This is a genomic window from Caldimonas manganoxidans ATCC BAA-369 (assembly GCF_000381125.1).
Taxonomy (GTDB): domain Bacteria; phylum Pseudomonadota; class Gammaproteobacteria; order Burkholderiales; family Burkholderiaceae_C; genus Caldimonas; species Caldimonas manganoxidans.
In genome coordinates this window covers 1-1,459 of the sequence record NZ_KB906010.1, presented here as the reverse complement: position 1 = coordinate 1,459, position 1,459 = coordinate 1, and the positions used below count along the sequence as shown (strand labels likewise).

Here is a 1,459-nt window from a genome sequence, read left to right as displayed (position 1 = left end):
AGCCGCTGCGTGCCCGTGTTGGTGTTGCTGCGTGCGACGCCCACCCAGCAGTAGTTCGCGTCCGGCAGCGGGCTGGCGAAGTGCACGCGGTAGCGGCCGGCTGCGGTGCGGGTCACCGCGGCGACGTTGTGCGCGGCCCGCACGACGATCTGGTTGCCGACCCAACCGAAGCACACCCAGGCCCGGGCCAGCCCCGGATGGCCGGCATCGATCTTGGTACGGACCTCGATCCCGATGCGGCTGGCCAAGGCGCCGATGCGCGAGGCCAGGCTCATCAGACCAGGGCCCCTTCGAACACGGCAACGAAGTCGGCGTCGGTGTCGCCCACATCGCTGGCGGCCACCGCGCCGATGTTGCTGCGCGCCTGCGCGGCTTCGGCCGCGGTGAGCGTCTGCGCCGCATCGAAGCGCACCCGGTTGTTCACCGCCGCCAGCAAGGCATCCAGACCGCTGGTGCCGTTTTGCAGCAGCTGCTGGATCTCCAGCAGGGTGTCGTAGGCGGCATCGGCCCCGCCCAGGATCTCGGCCTTGAGCGCATCGAGCAGCGTGACGATCTTGCTCGACGAGTAGGTGCTGGTGGTGGCGACCTGGCTGTCGTCGATCGCGCCCGATGCCAGCACCGCGGCCTTCAGTTCGTTGATGGCCGCCACCAGGCTGGACTTGTCGGTGGTGGTGAGGTTGGCGAGGTTGCCGGCCTTGGCGCGGACGTCGTTGAACTCCTGCGCGACGCGGATGACCAGGCTTTCGATGCGAGTGGCCAGACTCATGGGTTCTCCTTCGGGGTTCGGGACGGCCAGCGGGGATCAGCGCAGCCAGGGGCTGCGGATCACACGCCGGCCGGTGTTTCGGGTTGCAGAAACAGGAAGGCCACCGCGTGGGGTGGCCTCGTTGATGGATTCGGTGGTTGTTTCAAGGGCTGGCAGACTGTCCAGCCCCAGTTGCCGCTCCAACTCGCGCCAGTGGCGCTCCTCGAAGCGGTCCAGCCCCGCGCTTGATGCGGCGGCGCGGGCATACACGTAGCAGTCGAGCGCCTCGTTTCTCTCGCGCGTCTTCTGCCACTCACGCACCGGGTAGCCGTTGCGGTCTCTCCGGGTGACGAGTTGCTCGGCGCACAGTTGCTGGATGAACTCGGCGTCGATCTTGGGCAGGTGGACGAAGCCGGCCGGATAGACCGGGGTCGCGCCGTCCTGGGCCACGTCCACGCTCTTTCTCAGGTTGTTGTAGAGCTCGAGCTTGGCGATGCCCACCGCCACCGAATACACCTTGATGCCCCGGCGCAGCTTCTTGCCGGCGAGCGAGACGTCCACCGCGGTGGGCGTGCCGATCAGCGCCGCCCCGCGGGCAACGCCTTTGACCGCCATCACGCGCGCGTCGCGGCAGGCGCGCACGAAGGCGTAGGCCTCCTGTGTCGCAAAGCCGGTGTCCAGCGCCAAGCGGGCCAGCGGCATGGCCGCGCCCGA

At 68.7% G+C, this 1,459-nt stretch carries 3 protein-coding genes; all 3 read right to left on the bottom strand.

What is annotated here, in order from left to right:
• Nucleotides 1–275: hypothetical protein (locus tag F615_RS0117360; RefSeq protein WP_019562406.1), on the bottom strand; the 275-nt coding region annotated here is incomplete at its 3' end.
• Nucleotides 275–766, bottom strand: coding sequence for a hypothetical protein (locus F615_RS0117355; RefSeq protein ID WP_019562405.1), 492 nt, complete (start codon nt 764–766; stop codon nt 275–277). The genes F615_RS0117360 and F615_RS0117355, both read right to left, overlap by 1 nt.
• 36 nt (nt 767–802) lie before the next feature.
• A partial coding sequence (locus tag F615_RS0117350) for a terminase gpA endonuclease subunit (RefSeq protein ID WP_019562404.1) occupies nt 803–1,459 on the bottom strand: 657 nt, incomplete at its 5' end.

Bases quoted from the DNA above. Each gene is read 5' to 3' on its own strand.
- F615_RS0117355 (WP_019562405.1), bottom strand. From the start codon at position 766: ATGAGTCTGGCCACTCGCATCGAAAGCCTGGTCATCCGCGTCGCGCAG.